15 protein-coding genes are annotated in these 14710 nt (G+C 67.7%); 8 read left to right on the forward strand and 7 right to left on the reverse strand.

What is annotated here, in order from left to right; all coding sequences use genetic code 11:
• Positions 1-17 precede the first annotated feature (17 nt).
• The 7 genes from cydC to purT form a co-directional block, all read right to left on the reverse strand.
• Entirely contained in the window at positions 18-1715 is a 1698-nt protein-coding gene (gene cydC, locus AOZ49_RS08730) for a thiol reductant ABC exporter subunit CydC (RefSeq protein WP_054474885.1), read from the reverse strand.
• A complete protein-coding gene (gene cydD / locus AOZ49_RS08735) occupies positions 1712-3457 on the reverse strand; it encodes a thiol reductant ABC exporter subunit CydD (protein ID WP_054474886.1) in 1746 nt (581 codons plus the stop codon). The genes cydC and cydD overlap by 4 nt, the downstream gene beginning before the upstream one ends.
• The gene (cydX, locus tag AOZ49_RS08740) at positions 3454-3579 is read right to left on the reverse strand and encodes a cytochrome bd-I oxidase subunit CydX (RefSeq protein ID WP_054474887.1); all 126 of its coding nucleotides are present in this window, start codon (positions 3577-3579) and stop codon (positions 3454-3456) included. The genes cydD and cydX overlap by 4 nt, the downstream gene beginning before the upstream one ends.
• A gap of 17 nt (positions 3580-3596) precedes the next feature.
• Positions 3597-4748 (reverse strand): cytochrome d ubiquinol oxidase subunit II, encoded by a 1152-nt coding sequence (gene cydB / locus AOZ49_RS08745; RefSeq protein WP_054429294.1) that lies wholly within the window; start codon positions 4746-4748, stop codon positions 3597-3599.
• Between the two features lie 12 nt (positions 4749-4760).
• Entirely contained in the window at positions 4761-6335 is a 1575-nt protein-coding gene (locus AOZ49_RS08750) for a cytochrome ubiquinol oxidase subunit I (RefSeq protein ID WP_054429293.1), read from the reverse strand.
• 129 nt (positions 6336-6464) lie between these two features.
• Positions 6465-7010, reverse strand: a complete 546-nt coding sequence (locus tag AOZ49_RS08755; RefSeq protein ID WP_049076860.1) for a GbsR/MarR family transcriptional regulator — start codon at positions 7008-7010, stop codon at positions 6465-6467.
• Between the two features lie 282 nt (positions 7011-7292).
• Positions 7293-8510 (reverse strand): formate-dependent phosphoribosylglycinamide formyltransferase, encoded by a 1218-nt coding sequence (purT, locus tag AOZ49_RS08760; RefSeq protein WP_054429292.1) that lies wholly within the window; start codon positions 8508-8510, stop codon positions 7293-7295.
• Between the two features lie 104 nt (positions 8511-8614).
• On the opposite strand from purT, the gene AOZ49_RS08765 reads away from it, so the two are divergent.
• The 8 genes from AOZ49_RS08765 to hprK all read left to right on the forward strand — a co-directional run bounded on the left by AOZ49_RS08765 (position 8615) and on the right by hprK (position 14688).
• Positions 8615-9604, forward strand: a complete 990-nt coding sequence (locus tag AOZ49_RS08765; RefSeq protein ID WP_054429291.1) for a KpsF/GutQ family sugar-phosphate isomerase — start codon at positions 8615-8617, stop codon at positions 9602-9604.
• 2 nt (positions 9605-9606) lie between these two features.
• A complete protein-coding gene (locus tag AOZ49_RS08770; RefSeq protein WP_054429290.1) occupies positions 9607-10209 on the forward strand; it encodes a KdsC family phosphatase in 603 nt (200 codons plus the stop codon).
• Positions 10210-10239: 30 nt separating this feature from the next.
• Positions 10240-10872, forward strand: coding sequence for an LPS export ABC transporter periplasmic protein LptC (gene lptC, locus AOZ49_RS08775; protein WP_054429289.1), 633 nt, complete (start codon positions 10240-10242; stop codon positions 10870-10872).
• Positions 10869-11513 (forward strand): lipopolysaccharide transport periplasmic protein LptA, encoded by a 645-nt coding sequence (gene lptA, locus AOZ49_RS08780; RefSeq protein ID WP_054429288.1) that lies wholly within the window; start codon positions 10869-10871, stop codon positions 11511-11513. The genes lptC and lptA overlap by 4 nt, the downstream gene beginning before the upstream one ends.
• 33 nt (positions 11514-11546) lie before the next feature.
• Positions 11547-12341, forward strand: a complete 795-nt coding sequence (lptB, locus tag AOZ49_RS08785; RefSeq protein ID WP_049076872.1) for an LPS export ABC transporter ATP-binding protein — start codon at positions 11547-11549, stop codon at positions 12339-12341.
• A 222-nt stretch (positions 12342-12563) separates the two neighbouring features.
• Positions 12564-12899 carry a ribosome hibernation-promoting factor, HPF/YfiA family gene (gene hpf, locus AOZ49_RS08790; protein WP_006391806.1) on the forward strand — a complete coding sequence of 112 codons (336 nt, stop codon included), beginning with the start codon at positions 12564-12566 and terminating at the stop codon, positions 12897-12899.
• A gap of 386 nt (positions 12900-13285) precedes the next feature.
• The gene (locus tag AOZ49_RS08795) at positions 13286-13741 is read left to right on the forward strand and encodes a PTS sugar transporter subunit IIA (protein ID WP_006391807.1); all 456 of its coding nucleotides are present in this window, start codon (positions 13286-13288) and stop codon (positions 13739-13741) included.
• Positions 13742-13761: 20 nt separating this feature from the next.
• The gene (gene hprK / locus AOZ49_RS08800) at positions 13762-14688 is read left to right on the forward strand and encodes an HPr(Ser) kinase/phosphatase (RefSeq protein ID WP_006216298.1); all 927 of its coding nucleotides are present in this window, start codon (positions 13762-13764) and stop codon (positions 14686-14688) included.
• The last annotated feature ends 22 nt before the right edge of the window (positions 14689-14710 follow it).

A 14710-nucleotide genomic window follows, 5' to 3' on the forward strand; every position in this document is an offset into this window, starting at 1 on the left:
TAACCGCGCAACCGCGCTTAAGCCAGGACCGCCACCGGTGTTGACATGTCATGCAACTGTCCGCCGCGCAAGGTACAACAGCGGTCGACGGCGCCGGGCGGCAGAACGGCATGCGTGGCCAGCACGACGGTGCGTCCCCGCACCGCGTGTTCCAGGTCGGCAAAGAACGCCGCCTCGGCCGCCGCATCCAGTCCGGCCGTCGGTTCATCCAGCACGATGACGTCGGCCGGCGACAACAACGCCCGCGCCAGGCACAGGCGCCGCGCCTGCCCGGCGGACAGCAACGAGCCGGTTTCACCGGCCCAGGTATCCAGCCCGTCGGGCAAGCCGCGCACGAACTCCCCCAGGCGGGCGGCGTCCAGCGCGCGCCACAGCTCGGCGTCGCCGGCCTGCGGATCGCCAATCAGCAGATTGGTGCGCAGGGTGCCGAGAAACACCGGCGCGTCCTGCGACAGCAACGCGATGCGCCGATGCCAGTCCGCCTGCGCACAGGCGCGGGCATCGACACCGGCATAGCGCACCTGGCCGGCCAGCGGATCCTCCAGGCGCAGCAGCAGATGCAGCAGCGTGGACTTGCCCGCGCCACTCTCTCCCAGGATGGCGACCCGTTCACCCGGCTCGACCCGCAGTTGCACGTTGCGCAGCAGCGGCGCCGGCGTCTCGCCGGCCCGCGCCGGATAGGCGAACGACACATCGACCAGTTCCAGCGCGCCGCGCGTCGGCAGCGGGCTAGGCGCGGCGGGGTCGCGCATGTCGGGCTCGCGCTGCGCCACGTCGCGGATGCGCGCGGCGGCCGACAGCGCCGACCCCATGCGCGAAGCGCCGCGCATGATCGGGCCGGCCACCTCGAAGATGCCGATCACGGCCAGCAGCAGCCCCACCAGCAACGGCCCCTGCAGCGCGCCCGCTTCGTAACGCGCGAGGCCGAACCACAACAGCGCCAGCACCGACAGCCCGGCCGCCGCCTGCAGGAACCATTGCCCGCGCGCCGCGACCCGGGCCTGGCTGCCGCGCGCCCGCGCGCTGGCTTCGCACAATTGTTCGAAATGCGCCTGGGTCTGCGACTGCGCGTGCAGCGCGACCATATCGGCATGGCCATCGACCGCGTCGAGCACGGCGGCGCGCAGTCCGGCGGCGCTCTCCTGCGCGGCCTCGCCGGGCTTGCGCGCGGCGCGCAGCAGCCACAGTGGCACCACGGCACAAACCACCAGCAGCGCCAGGGCGAACACCAAGGCCGCGGCCGGCACCCAATACCCCAGCACCGCGGTCAACGCCGCGCCGGCCAGGATGGCCGTCGCCAGCGGCGCCAGCACGAACAGGAACACGGTATCGAGCGCGTCGACGTCGCCCGTCATGCGCGCCACCAGGTCGCCGCTGCGGTAACGCGCCAGCTGGCGCGGCGTCAGGCGGATCAGCGCCGTGAAGACCGCCGCGCGCAGGTCGGCCAGCAGGCGCAGCGTGGCGGCATGCCCGACCACCCGGTCGGCATAACGCGACACGATGCGCAGGAACGACAGGCCCCGCACCAGCGCGGACGGCGCGAACAGGTTGAAGGCGCCGCCGGCGCCGGCCAATGCGGCGCCGGTCAGGAACCAGCCCGACACGCCCAGCAGGCCGACGCCCGCGGCCACCGTCGCCAGCGCACAGAACAGCGCAAGCAACAGGCCGGCCTTGCGGCGTACGTACAGGGGCAGAAGCAGCAACAGGTTCTTCATGCGTCTTTCACTTTGGCATCGGCCACGCGCAGCACGCGCGCGAAACGCGCCGCCACCGCGGGCGAGTGGGTGGCGAGCAGCAGCGTGCGGCCCGCGGCGAATGCCAGGATCTCGTCCAGCACCCGCGCCTGCGTGGCCTCGTCCAGATGCGCCGTGGGCTCGTCCAGCAGGATCAGCCCGGGATCGCGCAGGAACAGGCGCGCCAGCGCGACGCGTTGCGCCTGGCCGCCCGACAGGCCATGGCCGCGGCTGCCCAGCGGCGTGTCCAGCCCTTGCGGCAACGCGGCGGCGAATTCGAGCACACAGGCGCGGCGCGCCGCGTCATGCACCATGGCATCGGACGCATCGGGACGTCCCAGGCGGATGTTGTCCGCGATCGACCCCGCCAGCAGCTGCGGCTTCTGCCCGATCAGCGCCACGCGCGCGCGCAGGTCGGCCTCGCCCCACTGGCCCAGCGGCACGCCATCGAGACGGATGTCGCCGTCGCCCGGGCGCAGACGCGCGATGGCCTCGATCAGGGTGGACTTGCCGATGCCGCTCGGGCCCATCAAGGCCGCGTGCTCGCCCGGGGCCAGCGTCAACGCCGCCGCGGACAACACCGGCACGGGCCGGCCAGGCGCCGTCATGGTCAAGCCCGTCACCGTCAACCCGGCGGCGCCCGATACCAGCGCCATCGACGCATCCGGGCGCGGTTCGACGGCGCCCTCTTGCGGCAGGCCATCGAACAACGTGGCGATCTGCGACACCGCCGCCAGCGCCGTGGCGCGGTCGTGGTAGTGCGCGGCGAACTGGCGCAACGGCGCATAGACCTCCGGCGCCATCAGCAGACAGAACAGGCCGGCCTGCAACGTGAACGGCGACCAGCGCAGGTCCAGGAACCCCAGGTAGCTCAGGCCGATGTAGACGGCCACGCCCGCCACGCCCAACGCGGCGAAGAATTCCAGCACCGCCGACGACAGGAAGGCGATCCGCAGCACGGACATGGTGCGCTGGCGCAGCGCATCGCTGGCGGCGGCGACGGAAGCCGCCTCGGCTTCGGCGCGGCCATACAGCTTCAGGGTGGAGAGGCCGCGCAGGCGGTCGGCGAAGAATCCCGACAACCGCGCGAAGGCCCGCAGGTGACGCCGGCTGGCGCCTTGCGCGCCCCAGCCGACCAGCGCCATGAACAGCGGAATCAGCGGCGCGGTGATCAACAGCACCAGCCCCGCGATCACATCCACCGGCAGCAACAGGACCGCAAACGCCACCGGCAGCAGCGCCGCCGCGGCCATGGCCGGCAGATACTTGGAGAAGAAACCGTCGAGCGCCTCGACCTGGTCCACCAGCGCGCTGGCGATCTCGCCCGAGGCCTGCCGGCGGCTCCAGTCAGGCCCCTTGCGCAGCAGGCGCGCGAACAGCGCCTGGCGCACGTGGCGCTTGATGCGCTCGGCGGCGTCGGCCCCGGCGCGCTCGCCCGCCCAGGTGATGCAGGCGCGCGCCAGCATCAACGCGGCGATGGCCAGGATCTGGCCAAGCAGTTCCAGGCGCGGCGCCTGCCGCACGATGGCGGCGTCCAGCACGCTGGCCAGCAGCCAGGCCTGGACCACCAACAACGCGCCCGACGCCAGCGGCGCCGCGCCCGCCAGGATGAGCGGCAGCCGGGCCGCCCCGGCCAGCGCCATCAGCCAGCGCGATTGCTCGCGCGGCGGCTTGCGCAGGGTGGCCGAGGGGTCATGCTCGAGGCTGCTGGCGCGGCCGCTCACTCGTCGTTACGGCTGGCGCGCGGGTCATGCGAGTGACCTTCGCGCAGCTCGAACCACATTGCGTTGAGGATGGCGAACGCACACGCCAATCCCAGACCGAGTACCCATGAGAAATACCACATGGTGAAGGCTCCTTAGATCAGTACGAGTTGGGCGTGTCGCCCACGGATTCGTGCGTCACCTTGCCGCGCATGACGCGGTACACCCAGGCGGTGTAGAGCGTCACGATCGGCAGGAAGATGACCACGGCGATCACCATGATCCACAGCGTCATGTGGCTGGACGAGGCGTCCCAGACCGTCAGGCCGGCCTTGGGATTGGTCGACGACGGCATCAGGAACGGGAACAGCGAGAAGCCGACCGTCAGGATGACACCGGCGATCGACACCGCCGAGGCCAGGAACGACAGCACGTTGGCGCGCAGCGTCAACAGCAGCAGCACCAGCACGGCGCCCGCCACGCCCAGCGCGGGCGCGATCCACATCAGCGGCCACTTGGCGTAGTTGGCCATCCAGGCGCCGGCCTGCACCGCGACCGTCTTGAGCATGGGATCCGACGGTCCCTGCATGTCGACGGCGCTGGTGATGGCGTGACCGCCAAGCGCCTTCACCCAGAACCCGCCCGCGACGAACAGCACCAGCGTCAGCAGCGCCAACAGACGCCCCCAGTTGCGGGCCCGCGACGAGATCGGATCCTCGGTGCGCCAGGCCAGCAGCACCGCGCCATGCATCGCCAGCATCACCACGCTCAGCACGCCGCACAGCAGCGCGAACGGCGTGAACAGCTGGTAGAAGTGGCCCTGGTACACCATGCGCAGCGCGTTCTCGTCGAACGTGAACGGCACGCCGAGGATGATGTTGCCCACGGCCACGCCGAACACCAGCGAGGCCACCACGCCCGAGAAGCACAGCACGCCGTCCCAGCTGTTGCGCCAGCGCGTGCCTTCCATCTTGCTGCGGTACTTGAAGCCGACCGGACGCAGGATCAGCGCGATCAGCGCCAGCATCATCGCCAGGTAGAAGCCCGAGAACGACGCGGCATACAACAGCGGCCAGGCGGCGAAAATGGCGCCACCCGCGGTGATCAGCCACACCTGGTTGCCTTCCCACACGGGGCCGACCACATTGATCACCACGCGGCGTTCGGCGTCGGTCTTGGCGACCACCGGCAGCAGCGCGGCCACGCCCAGATCGAAGCCGTCCATGACGGCAAAGCCGATCAGCAGCGCGCCCAGCAGCACCCACCAGACCACCCGCAAGGTGGCGTAGTCAAAAGGAATAAGGGTATCCATGGCTTCTCTCCCTTAAGCGCGCACGGCGGCGTGGACGGGATCGGCGGCGGCGCTGGCCGGGGCCGGCGCGTCGGACTTCGGGCCCTTGCGCACGGCGTGCAGCATGACCTTGACGCCAATGATCAACAGCGCGGTGTACAGCACCAGGAAGATCGTCAGGCTGATGGCCAGGTCGGCGATGGTCAGGCCGGACGCCGCGTAGTACGTCGGCAGCACGCCTTCGATCACCCACGGCTGGCGGCCATACTCGGCCACGAACCAGCCGCTCTCGATGGCGATCCAGGGCATCGGCAGGCTCCACAGCGCCACCTTCAGCAGGCCGCGGCGGCTGTCGAGGCGGCCACGCGAGGCCAGCCAGAACGCCACGCCGAAGAACAGGATCAGGTACATGCCCACGGCCACCATGACGCGGAACGCCCAGAACAGCGGCGCCACGTTCGGCACGGTATCCACCGCGGCCTTCTTGATGTCTTCCTCGGTGACCTTGCTCATGTCGGTCTGGTAGCGCTTGACCAGCAGCGCGTAGCCGAGATCGGGCCAGGTGCGGTCGAACACCATGCGCGCATCGACATCCTTGGGATTGGCGCGGATCTTCTGCAGGGCGTCGTACGCCACCATGCCGTCGCGGATGCGGTTTTCGGCGCGCAGGATCAGGTCGTTGATGCCCAGCAGCGGCGTCGTCAGCGAACGCGTGCCGATGAGGCCCATGACGTAGGGAATCTCGATGGCGAAGTCGTTCTTGCGTTCGGCCTGGTTGGGCAGCGCGATCAGGTTGAAGGACGCGGGCGCCGGCTCGGTGTGCCACATGGATTCCATGGCCGCGATCTTCATCTTCTGGTGTTCGGTGGTGAGATAACCGCTTTCGTCACCCAGCACGACGACCGACAGCGCCGACGCCAGGCCGAAGCTGGCGGCGACCGCCATCGAGCGCTTGGCCAGGTCGGTGTGGCGGCCCTTGAGCAGGTACCAGGCGCTGATCGACATGACGAACATGGCGCCGGCCACGTAGCCCGCGCTGACCGTATGCACGAACTTGGCCTGCGCCACCGGGTTGAAGATCACCGCGGCGAAGTCGGTCATTTCCATGCGCATGGTGTCGGGGTTGAACACCGCGCCCACCGGGTTCTGCATCCAGCCGTTGGCGATCAGGATCCACAGCGCCGAGAAGTTGGTGCCGAACGCCACCAGCCAGGTCACCACCAGGTGGCTGACCTTGGACATGCGGTTCCAGCCGAAGAAGAACAGGCCGACGAAGGTGGCTTCCAGGAAGAAGGCCATCAGCCCTTCGAGCGCCAGCGGCGCGCCGAAGATGTCGCCCACGTAGTGGCTGTAGTACGACCAGTTCATGCCGAACTGGAACTCCATGACCACGCCCGTGGCCACGCCCAGCGCGAAGTTGATGCCGAACAGGGTGCCCCAGAACATCGTCATCCGCTTCCAGATGGGGCGGCCAGTCATGACGTACACGCTTTCCATGATGGCCAGGATGAACGACAGGCCGAGCGTGAGAGGGACGAAGAGGAAGTGGTACAGCGCGGTCGCGGCAAACTGGAATCGCGACAGGTTGACGACGTCGAGATCAATCATTGGGGCGCTCCCATGCAGGTGAGTAGCCACAGCAACCGGCATGGTTCCCAGGCCGTCTCTCGCGCCATGATAAGGGCGTTGTATACAGCTTCATAGAGGTTTCCTGAAAAAATCGGGGCGGATCAGCGATCAGCCTTTGCCCCGCAACTTGCCGGCGAAGCCCAGCACTTTCTGCACTTTCGAACCCAGCTTCATCAGGTTCTGCAGCGTCTCCGGCGGCAGACGTTGAACCTCATCGAACCATCCGGTGGACAGTTCGATGAGCTCCAGCATTTCGGTCATGCGTTGCTGCGCGTAGGCGCCATCGGGCCCCGTGGGAGGCTCGAGCAGGGTGTCTCGCAGCAAGGTCAGGGTGGGATCGATTTCGCGCTTGCGCTTCTCTTCCATCAGGATGCGGAAGATCTCCCAGACGTCCTTGGGCGTCTCGAAGTAGTCGCGGCGGTCGCCGACCTGGTGCACCAGCTTCACCAGGCGCCAGGACTGCAGCTCCTTCAGGCCCAGGCTGACGTTCGAACGGGAAAAGCCCAGCGTTTCGGCGATGTCATCGGCATGCAGGGGCTGGGGCGCCAGGAACAGCAAGGCGTAGATCTGGCCGACGGTGCGATTCACGCCCCAACGGCTGCCCATTTCGCCGAAGTGCAGGACGAAACGTTCGTTTTGAGGGGTAAGCACCATGATCCATCCAGGCCAGCAAATGCAACGGCGGCAAACATAAATAGTTACGCCGTTTTCAGAAATTCCTGAAATTATCGAACAAACTGTGCGAAAACACAAACCACACCGATGGCAGGGGCATAGCCGCAAGGGATGACAATTCTGTCGCTCCGCCCCCGAAATCAGTCGCAATCTGTTGTGGGCGCACGACGAAAAAAAGCCACCCGCCTGTCGGCGGGTGGCTGGGAAGCAACGGGAAATCCGGGGCGCCGCGGCTGGCGCGCCCGGGGGCTGACCAACGGGTCAGCCAGCCTTGACGGTCACGGCGGCGGAGACGCGCTTGGCCTTGGCGCGCGCGGCGGCCACGTCCTCGGCGACCGCCAGGCCCACGCCCATGCGGCGCTTGACGAAGGATTCGGGCTTGCCGAACAGGCGGATGTCGGTGCCGGGCTCGACCAGCGCCTGGGCGACGTTGTGGAACGACACGGCCTTGGCCTCGACCCCGCCATAGATGACGCTGCTGGCGCCGGGCTGGCGCAGCGAGGTGTCCACCGGCAGGCCCAGCAGGGCGCGAGCGTGCAGCTCGAATTCGTTCTGGGCCTGGGTGATCATGGTGACCATGCCGGTATCGTGCGGGCGCGGGCTGACCTCGGAGAACCAGACCTGGTCGCCGGCCACGAACAGCTCGACGCCGAAAATGCCCAGGCCGCCCAGCTCGGCCGTCACGGCCAGGGCGATCTCGCGGGCGCGCTCCAGGGCGGCGGGCGACATGGGATGGGGCTGCCAGCTCTCGACGTAGTCGCCGTCGACCTGCTTGTGGCCGATCGGCTCACAGTAGCGGGTCTCGACCTGGCCGTCGGCGCCGCGGGCGCGCACGGTCAGCAGCGTGATTTCGTAGTCGAAGCGGATGAAACCCTCGACGATGGCGCGGCCGCCGCCCACCCGGCCGCCCTCCTGGGCGTAGCGCCAGGCCGAGGCCAGGTCGTCCGCGCCCTTGATGACGGACTGGCCCTTGCCCGACGAGGACATGACCGGCTTGATGACGCAGGGATAGCCGATGCCGCCGTCGATGGCCTGGCGCAATTCGTCTTCGGTATCGACGAAGGCGTAGGGCGAGGTGGGCAGGCCCAGGGTCTCGGCGGCCAGGCGGCGGATGCCCTCGCGGTTCATGGTCAGCTGGGCCGCCCGGGCGGTCGGGGTGACCCGCGCCACGCCGGCGGCTTCCAGGTCCACCAGCAAATTGGTGGCAATGGCCTCGATTTCGGGGACAATAACGTGCGGCTGCTCCTGCCGGATGATTTTTTCCAGGGCTTCCGGGTCCGTCATCGACACCACGTGGGCGCGATGCGCCACCTGGTGGCCAGGCGCGTCGGCATACCGGTCCACCGCAATGACTTCCACGCCCAGCCGCTGCAGGGCGATGATGACCTCTTTGCCCAATTCGCCCGATCCGAGCAGCATGACTCGGGTGGCCAGGGGGGACAGGGGCGTGCCAAGGACGGGACTGGGAATGCTGGACATGAGCGGGCCTGGAAAGGAAAGATTGATAGCCGGATAAAAGAGTCGCCAGGATGCCATACCCCCCTCCCAGGGGCAAACCCGCAACCTGATATTAAAATCCCCTGATGACCGACCATCCCACCACAACGTCCGAGACCGCGCTGGCATCTGCGCGCCGGACGCTGCAAATCGAAAGCCAGGGCATCCTGGACCTGTCCGCGCGGCTGGACGACAGCTTCGCGCGGGTCGTCGAGATGCTGCTGGCCTGCCGTGGGCGCGTGGTCGTCAGCGGCATCGGCAAGACCGGCCACATCGCCCGCAAGATCGCCGCCACGCTGGCCTCGACCGGCACGCCCGCCTTCTTCGTGCATGCCGCCGAGGCCGTGCACGGCGACCTGGGCATGATCACCCGCGACGACGTCCTGATCGCCATTTCGTACTCCGGCACCGGCCAGGAACTGCTGACCATCCTGCCGGTGGCCCGCCGCATGGGCGCCGGCCTGGTCGCCATCACCGGCAATCCGCAATCCGAACTGGCCCTGCTGGCCGACGTCCACCTGGACGCCAGCGTGTCCCAGGAAGCCTGCCCGCTGAACCTGGCGCCCACCGCCAGCACCACCACGGCCCTGGCCCTGGGCGATGCGCTGGCCGTGGCCTGTCTCGAGGCGCGCGGGTTCGGGCCGCAGGATTTCGCCCGCTCGCACCCGGGCGGCGCGCTTGGCCGCCGCCTGCTGACCCACGTGCGCAACGTCATGCGCCAGGGCGACGCCCTGCCCGTCGTGGCGCAGGGCACGCCGGTCTCGCAGGCGCTCGAGGTCATGTCCGCCAAGGGCATGGGCATGACCGTGGTGAGCGATGCCCAGCACCGCCCGGTGGGCATCTTCACCGACGGCGACCTGCGCCGCCTGATCGCGCGCCACGGCGACATCCGCAGCCTCACGGTCGAGGCCGGCATGACGCGCTCGCCGCGCAGCATCAACCCGGACGCGCTCGCCGTCGAGGCCGCGCGCCAGATGGACGAACTGCGGCTCAATCACATGCTGGTGCTGGACGCCGATGGCGCCCTGCTCGGCGCCTTGCACATGCACGACCTGATGGCCGCCAAAGTGGTATGACTATGACCCTTCCCTCCTCGATCACCCACCCCGCCGAAGCCCTGGTCCTGGCCCGTATCGCGCCGGCCGTGCGCGAACGCGCCGCCGCCGTGCGCCTGATGGTCTTCGACGTGGACGGCGTGCTGACCGACGGCGGCCTGTATTACGGCGAGACCGGCGAAGTCCAGAAGCGCTTCCATGCGCTCGATGGCCACGGCCTGCGCCTGCTGATGGAAGGCGGCCTGAAAGTGGCGCTGATGACCGGCCGCTCCGGCCCGATCGTCGCGCGCCGCGCCGCCGAGCTGGGCATTTCCGAGATCATGCAGGGCGTGCGCGACAAGGGCACCGCGCTGGCCGAACTTGCGCAGCGCAGCGCGGTCCAACTGAACCAGACCGGCTACATGGGCGATGACATCATCGACCTGCCGGCCATGCAACGCGCCGGCTTCGCCGCCAGCGTGCCGAATGCGCCGGGCTACGTCAGCCAGGCGGCCCACTGGATCGCCACGCAACCTGGCGGCAACGGCGCGGTGCGCGAATGCTGCGACCTGCTGCTGGCCTCCCAGGGCCGGCTGGGCGGTTTCCTGGCGGCGCCGGGGCTGCTCGGTCCTGGCGCCATCCAGTAAACGCGCCCCCAATCACGCCCTTCAGACCTGATGAAAGATCGTTTCCCTTCCCTGATCGCGCTGTTCCTGCTGCTGGTGCTCGTCGCCAGCACGTATTGGGCCGCCGACTACGCGCAGCGGGCCATCCAGACGGACCCGCCGCGCCGCGTCACGCACGAAATGGACGCCTGGTCGCGCAATTTCGTGATGCTGCGCACCGACCCCACCGGCCGCCCCATCAACCGGCTGGAGGGCGAATACGCCGAGCATTTCCCGGACGACGATTCGTATCACATCACCCAGCCGCGGGCCGTCGGCCAGCGCGAAGCCAGCCCCATCACCGTGGGCGTGTCCAAGACGGCCGTCATGGAACAGGGCGGCAAGCGCATCGTCATGAACGGCGACGCGCACGTGCACCGCCAGCCGGACGCCAACAACGACGTCCTGGACGTGCGCAGCCAGCAACTGATCCTGCTGCCCGACGACGACGTGGTCTACACCGACCTGCCGGCCGAGGTCATCAAGGGACGCTCGCGCATGAACGGCAAGGGCATGCACTACAACAACAAGACACGCCAACTGCAGGTATCCGCCTCCACCGACGTGGAAATCGCCGGCACGGAAAACAAATCGCGCCGCCCGGCCGAAACGCCTGCCAACACCACTGACCAGAAGAAACCATGACCGACTTCCGGATTCGCATTGCCCCCACCACGCGCCTGCTTGGCGCGGTGCTGCTGATGGCATCGGCGGTAGCGCCGGCGCTCGCGGCCGACCCCAAGCCGGCCGCCGCCGGCTCGAGCAAGACCGCCCCCGCCGAAGAGCCCACCACCACGATCCTGTCGGACACGTTGCACTATGACGACGTGAAGAAGCAGAGCGTATTCACCGGCAACGTCAACATGACGCGCGGCCTGATGACGCTCACCTCCGACAACCTGGAAATGCGCGAGGACGCCGCCGGCAACCAGTACGGCACCGCCACCGCCAACAAGGGCAAGGTCGTCACCATCCGCCAGGAACGCCCCGAGACCTTCGAACTGATCGAGGGCAAGGGCCTGCGCGCCGAATACGACGGCACCAACAGCACCTTCGACCTGATCGGCCAGGCCGTGGTGGTGCGCTACGTCTGTGGCAAACCGTTTGACACGATCCGCGGCGACCGGGTGCGCTACAACGAGAAGAGCGGCACCTACGAAGCCCAGGGTGGCCCGAACTCCTCGGCGGCCGGCGGCCGGGTCCGTTCCGTGGCCGAACCGCGCGCCAAGTCGGATGCCGCGGTGGCCGAGTGCCGCAAGCAGCAGGAATCGAAGAAGGGGCGCTGAAAGCGCCTCCCACGTCACCCACACGCAGCCACGATGAACCAACCTTCAGTGCAGACTCCCGTGACCTCCGCCCCTTCGGGCGTCAAGCAGGGCAGCCTGCGCGCAACCGGCTTGCGCAAGACCTACAACGGCCGCACCGTGGTGCAGGACGTGTCCCTGTCCGTCTCCAGCGGCGAAGTGGTCGGCCTGCTCGGCCCCAACGGCGCCGGCAAGACCACCAGCTTCTACATGATCGTGGGCCTGGTGCCGGCCGACGCCGGCCGCATCGAGATCGACGGCTCGGTCATCACCGCGATGCCGATCCACAAGCGCGCCCGCATGGGGCTGTCGTACCTGCCGCAGGACGCCTCGGTGTTCCGCCGCCTGACGGTCGAGCAGAACATCCGCGCGGTGCTGGAACTGCAGATCGGGCCGGACGGCCGCACGCTGTCCACGCCCAAGATCAACGAGCAGATGGAACTGCTGCTCGAAGAACTGCAGATCGGCCATATCCGCAGCAACGCCGCCATCTCGCTGTCGGGCGGCGAGCGCCGTCGCGTCGAAATCGCGCGCGCGCTGGCCACCAGCCCGCGCTTCATCCTGCTGGACGAACCGTTCGCCGGCGTGGACCCCATCGCCGTGATCGAGATCCAGCGCATCGTGCGCTTCCTGAAGGGCCGCGGCATCGGCGTGCTGATCACCGACCACAACGTGCGCGAAACGCTGGGCATCTGCGACCGCGCCTACATCATCAGCGAAGGCAAGGTGCTGACCGACGGTCATCCCGACGAAATCGTCGGCGATCCGGCCGTGCGCCGCGTCTACCTGGGCGAACACTTCCGCATGTAACACCCCCGGATAGGGGAAAGTCCCAGGGCCCCCGCGCGGGCCCGGGCGCGCCCCTGGGCGGTCGCCATGAAAATGCCATGAACTTGCGTTAGGTCAGCTTGTTTTATCGGCCCGAGTCTATACACTAGTATCAAACGAACCCCTCAAACAAGGAGAACGCCTAACGACCCCAACCGCGCCTTCCGCGCACCATTTTTTCCTCTTTTAGAAGGAGAGCACACTATGAACCTGAGCATCTGCGGTCGTCACCTCGACGTCACCCCGGCCATCCGGGAATATGTCATGAACAAACTGGCGCGAGTGCTGCGGCATTTCGATCACGTCATCGATACCCAGGTCATGCTCTCAGTAGAGCCCCTGCGGCACAGAGCCGAAATCACCATGCGTCTTAGTGGCAAGGACATTCATTGTGAAGCAACCGATGAAAATCTCTACGCCGCGATCGACCTTCTTGCTGACAAAGTCGACCGTCAGGTCATCAAGCACAAGGACAAGGTACGAAGTCACACGGCAGAGTCCGTGAAGCGGCAAGCGGCGAATCTTTCGCCAACCCAGTAACACCGCGCTTCATGACCCGCTCGCCGTGCGAGCCAAGCTAAACAGCGATTCTTGAATCCTGCCTAAGTCCCGGTGTCCCGCTAGACGTATCGTCCAGCCGGGGCATCGGCAAACTCCCTCCCCTCCCCGCACCTCCCGTCCCCCATTCGCCGGCACACGCCCTCGGATCGCCTTTTCCCGCCTGCAAACCCGCGCCACGCACCAATGCCATACCGTACTGGTATACCCGCCTGCGCGAGAAGAATGCCCACAACCCCGCGCTATCGGTCTATGCTGTCGCTCTCGTCCCGGGACCGGCGGCCTGATCCAGGAGGGTTCAGACCACGACGCGGATGTCCCCGGCCGGCGTTTTTTTGCAGTGCGTCATATAACCCTATAATGACCTGATGAATCATTTGTCGCGCATCCTTCCCGCCGGCAACGTCGTCCTCGATATGCTCGCCACGAGCAAGAAGCGCGCGTTCGAACAGGCTGGCCTCCTCTTTGAAAACAACCACGGCTTGGCACGCGCACTCGTGTTCGACAGCCTGTTTGCGCGGGAGCGCCTGGGCTCGACCGCGCTCGGCCAGGGCGTGGCCGTGCCGCACGGCCGCGTGAAAGGCCTGGAGCAGGCGCTTGCCGCCTTCATCCGCCTGGCGCAGCCCATCACGTTCGACGCGCCTGACGGCCAGCCCGTATCGATGCTGCTCTGTCTGCTGGTGCCCGAAACCGCCACGCAGCAGCACCTGGATATCCTGGCGGAACTGGCGCAGCTCATGTCGAACAAGGCGTTGCGAGAAGCGCTGGCCACCGAGACCGACCCGGCCGTCGTCCACAAGATGCTCACCACCGGCCAACTCTGACCCCTCGCGGAAACGCTGCCATGCTCACGGTGCAGGAACTCGTCGACGACAACGCCGACAAAATCCCTTTCAACTGGATTTCCGGCCAAGGGGCCGCGGACCGCGCGATTCCCGATGACGGCATGGCGGCCGCCGACCTGGTGGGCCACCTCAACCTGATCCACCCGTCGCGCATCCAGGTGTTCGGCCAGGAAGAGCTGGCGTACTACACCCGCTTCGACCTGCGCCGCCGCATGCACCACATGGACGAGCTGCTGATCGGCGGCGTGCCCGCCATCCTGCTGGCCGACGGCCTCACGCCGCCGCAGGACCTGGTGGACCAGTGCGACCAGCACCAGGTGCCGCTGCTGTCCACCCCGGTGGCGGCCGCGCAGCTGATCGACCTGCTGCGCATCTACCTGGGCAAGAAGCTCGCCCCCACCACCACCGTGCACGGCGTGTTCCTCGACGTGCTGGGCCTGGGCGTGCTGATCACCGGCGAATCCGGCCTGGGCAAGAGCGAACTGGCGCTGGAACTGATCTCGCGCGGCCACGGCCTGGTGGCCGACGACGCGGTCGAGTTCTCGCGCACCGCACCCAACATGATAGAAGGCCACTGCCCGCAGCTGCTGCAGAACCTGCTGGAAGTGCGCGGCTTGGGCCTGCTCGACATCCGCACCATCTTCGGCGAGACCTCGGTGCGCCGCAAGATGCGCCTGAAGCTGATCGTGCACCTGGTGCGCGCCACCGCGCAGGACAAGTTCGAACGCCTGCCGCTGCAGGACATCACCCAGGACATGCTGGGCCTGCCGGTGCGCAAGGTCATGCTGCAGGTGGCCGCCGGCCGCAACCTGGCGGTGCTGGTCGAAGCCGCGGTGCGCAACACCATCCTCAAGCTGCGCGGCATCGACACCCTGGGCGAATTCATGGAACGCCAGGCGATGGCGATCCTGCAAAGCAGCAAGTGAACGCGCGTCGCCGCGCGGCACC

Origin of the sequence: Achromobacter sp. 2789STDY5608615 (assembly GCF_001298995.1) — a bacterium.
GTDB lineage: Bacteria > Pseudomonadota > Gammaproteobacteria > Burkholderiales > Burkholderiaceae_B > Achromobacter > Achromobacter insuavis.